Raw genomic sequence first — 3,392 nt, 5'->3', positions numbered from 1 at the left:
TCAATATTTATCTTTTAAGTATCAAAAAAAGAAAATGTTCTATCCTTTGACTTTTTTAAAAGATTTTAATATAAATTTTTATAAAAAAATCAAAACAAAAAAGTCAAAACATTTCCTTTTTTTGATACTTAAAAGATAAATATTGAAAAGCAAAAATATCCAGTCCCCCCGTATGAATGGAAAACCACCATGACCACACCACACCTCTTCGACCGCTACCCCTACGAAACCTCCGTCAAACTCGACAACTTCGAGAAGTTCGTGCGTCGTCAGGCCCTGACCCGCTTCCTGGTGCGCTACGAACTCTTCCGCCAGATTCTGGAAGTCAAAGGCTCCATCCTGGAATGCGGCGTCCACCAGGGCGGCGGCCTGATGGCCTGGGCCAAACTCTCCGCCGGCCTCGAACCCATGGCCCTGCACCGCCGCGTCATCGGCTTCGACACCTTCGAAGGTTTCCCCGGCCTTCACGCCAAAGACCAGGAGACCGCCCGCCAACACGACGGCCTGCGTCCCGGCTTCTTCGCCCCGGTCCACGACTGCTACGAAGAGCTGAAAGAGTGCGTGGCCGACTTCGACGCCAACCGCTTCCTCAATCAATTCCCCAAAGTGGAACTGGTCAAAGGCGACGCCCTGCAAACCATTCCCGCCTACCTGGAAAACAACCCCCACCTGCTGGTGGCCCTGCTGTTCCTCGACTTCGACCTCTACGAGCCCACCCGCGTGGCCCTGAAAACCTTCCTGCCGCGCATGCCCAAAGGGGCCATCGTGGCCTTCGACGAAATCAACAACCCCCACTGGCCCGGCGAAACCATGGCTCTGGTGGAAAGCCTCGGCGGCAGCGTGGGCAGCGTGGCCTTGAGGAAGTTTCCCTTCGACCCCAACATCGCCTATCTGGTGCTTTGAACCATGGCCGTCGGCCTGCGCATTCTCACCGAAGCCTCGGGCAGCGCCACCTCCGCCTGGATCCTCAAGGCCATACGCGAGGCGGGACACCACCCCGTCGGCTCCGACCTCGACGCCGACAACGCCAGCCGCTGCCTGGCCGATGGCTGCATCGCCTTTCCCCGCGTCGGCGATGCCAACCTGTGGACCACGGTCGAAGACGCTCTGCACCGTTACGGAATCCAGGTGGTGCTGCCCTCCTTCGACGAGATGCTGTCCGGCTGGGCCGAACGGGCCGAGGCTCTGAAGGAGAAGGGAATTTTCGTCATCCTCTCGCCTCCCGAATCGGTGGCGGTTTTTCAGGACAAGTGGCAAACCTACCTCTGTTTCCGCCGACTGGGTCTGCCGACTCCCGAAACCTCCCTTGAACAGGTGTTCCCCCTGGTCAAACCCCGTTTCGGACGCGGCGCCAAAGGGGTGCGAGTGGCCACGGAACCGGTCGATATGCACGGCATGATCTCTCAGGAGGTGGTGGAAGGACAGGAACTGACCGTCGATTGCCTCTTCGACCGGGAGGGTCGTCCGGTCTACATCGTGCCGCGCAAACGCCTGATGGTGCGTGACGGCAAATCGATGAACGGCCAGGTGGTGGAGGCCCCGGAAGTGGTGGCCTGGGTCAAACGTCTGGCGGAAGGCGTTCCCCTGCACGGTCCGGTCAACGTGCAGTGTTTCGTGGGGGAGCGGGGCCTCCGGTTCATCGAGGTCAACCCGCGTCTGGCAGGGGGCATGGCCTTGGGCTTCGCCGCCACCGAGAACTGGATCGGCCCCCTGGTGAATCACTTTCTGGAAGGCGCTCCCTTCCAACCCAAACCGGTTCACGTCGGACTTAAAATGGTGCGTTACTATGCCGAATGTTTTTTTCCGGGGAATTGATCTGACGGGTATCGCTCATGTCGGTTTCGACATGGACGGCACGCTGTACGACGAATGCGAATGGATTGCCCAGGCCTACCGGGCCATCGGGCGGGAGTTGGGTCTCTCCCGGCGGGTGGTGCGCTGGATGATCGGTCGATGGCTGGAGAAGGGCAGCTCCTATCCGCACATTTTCGAAGAGGCTTTCCGTCTGGAAGGGGCATTGGACGGTGGGGAGGTGGCGATTCGGGTCAAGACGGCGCTGGCTCTTTATCGGCATCTGGAGCCGCAACTGCAGCTTCCGGCGCGGGTGGTGTTCATGCTGGAGGAGTTGCGTCCCATGACCGATCTCTTTCTGGTCAGCGACGGGCAGGCCCTCTTGCAGCGCAACAAGTTCACCGCCTTGGGTCTGGGGGACTATTTCCGTTCGGAGCGGGTGATCTTCACCGACGAGTTGGGCGCGGCCAAACCGGCGATATTGGCCGGGGAGGCGTTGGGTCTGCTTGGCGAGGAAGCGCCGCGTACGCTGTTCATCGGGGATCGTGAGATCGATGCCGGTTTCGCCCGTTCCTGTGGTTTCCTCTACCGTTCGGTGGACGAGGTGATGAGGAGGGAGTGATGCGCAAGGTCTTGGGTTTGACCGCCAGCCGGGCGGATTACGATCTGATGAGTTTGTTGTTTCGCCATCTTCGGGCGGAGGAGGGCATCGAGCTGAAGTTGCTGGTATCGGGGGCCCATTTGTCGCCCACCTTCGGTCATGGGGTGGAGCAGATTCGCCGGGACGGATTCGACATTCTGCTGACTTTGGAAACCCTGCTCGATGCCGATTCCCTGGCCTCCCGCATCAAGTCGGCGGCCATTTTGTTGCAGAACGCTATCGATGTGGTGGCTTTCTGGCGGCCGGATGTGTTGCTGTTTGCCGGGGATCGGGAGGAGGTGATTGTCGGGGGGTTGCTGGGGGCGTATCTGGAGATTCCCACGGTGCATTTTTTCGGGGGGGATCATGTTCAGGACAGTCATGTGGACAATCCGGTGCGGCATGCCACTTCCAAGCTGTCGACGGTGCATATGGTTTCCCTGGAGGAGCATCGGCAGCGGCTGATGCGCATGGGGGAGCATCCCGAGCGGATTCATTGCATCGGCTCCATCGCTTTGGACAAGTTCCGGGAGCATCAGCCGGTGGATTTGGCGGCGTTGCGGCAACGGTTCGGTTTGCCGGAGTCGTTTGCGGATTTCGCGTTGGTGATTTTTCATCCCGTGGCGGGGGAGCGGGAGGAGGCGCATGTCTATTTCGAGAATATTTTATCGGAGTTGAAGGCCAGGGGAATTCCGGCGTTTGTGGGGGCGCCCAATTCCGATCCGATGAACCGGTCACTATTCGAGGTGGCGGCGCGGTATCGGGAGGAGGCGGGGTTTTGTTTTTATCGGAGTTTGGATCGGGATCTGTTTCTGTCCATTTATAAGAACAGTCGGTTCATTATTGGCAATTCGTCGAGTGGGGTGATTGAGGCGGCGTCGGTTCCGATACCGGCGATCAATGTGGGGCAGCGGCAGCGGGGGCGGTTGGCGGGGGAGAATGTGGTGTTTTGCGGCACCTC

4 protein-coding genes are annotated in these 3,392 nt (G+C 59.1%); all 4 read left to right on the top strand.

Going from position 1 to position 3,392, the window contains the following annotated elements; translation table 11 throughout:
- The first annotated feature begins 189 nt into the window (after positions 1-189).
- Positions 190-903: a class I SAM-dependent methyltransferase gene (locus tag HQL56_18995; GenBank protein ID MBF0311604.1), complete on the top strand. Its 714-nt coding sequence runs from the start codon at positions 190-192 to the stop codon at positions 901-903.
- Between the two features lie 3 nt (positions 904-906).
- Positions 907-1,815: an ATP-grasp domain-containing protein gene (locus tag HQL56_18990; GenBank protein ID MBF0311603.1), complete on the top strand. Its 909-nt coding sequence runs from the start codon at positions 907-909 to the stop codon at positions 1,813-1,815.
- Positions 1,787-2,413 (top strand): HAD family hydrolase, encoded by a 627-nt coding sequence (locus HQL56_18985; protein ID MBF0311602.1) that lies wholly within the window; start codon positions 1,787-1,789, stop codon positions 2,411-2,413. The genes HQL56_18990 and HQL56_18985 overlap by 29 nt, the downstream gene beginning before the upstream one ends.
- Positions 2,413-3,392 (top strand): UDP-N-acetylglucosamine 2-epimerase (hydrolyzing) (gene neuC, locus HQL56_18980; protein MBF0311601.1); only part of this gene is annotated, 980 nt, incomplete at its 3' end. The genes HQL56_18985 and neuC, both read left to right, overlap by 1 nt.

This window comes from Magnetococcales bacterium, from assembly GCA_015231925.1.
In the GTDB taxonomy this organism is placed as follows: domain Bacteria; phylum Pseudomonadota; class Magnetococcia; order Magnetococcales; family JADGAQ01; genus JADGAQ01.
This window is presented reverse-complemented; position numbering and strand designations above follow the sequence as displayed.

What these genes read in the sequence shown, in the direction of transcription:
- HQL56_18995 (MBF0311604.1), top strand. Translation starts at nt 190, where the DNA reads ATGACCACACCACACCTCTTCGACCGCTACCCCTACGAAACCTCCGTC.
- HQL56_18990 (MBF0311603.1), top strand. Translation starts at nt 907, where the DNA reads ATGGCCGTCGGCCTGCGCATTCTCACCGAAGCCTCGGGCAGCGCCACC.
- HQL56_18985 (MBF0311602.1), top strand. Translation starts at nt 1,787, where the DNA reads ATGCCGAATGTTTTTTTCCGGGGAATTGATCTGACGGGTATCGCTCAT.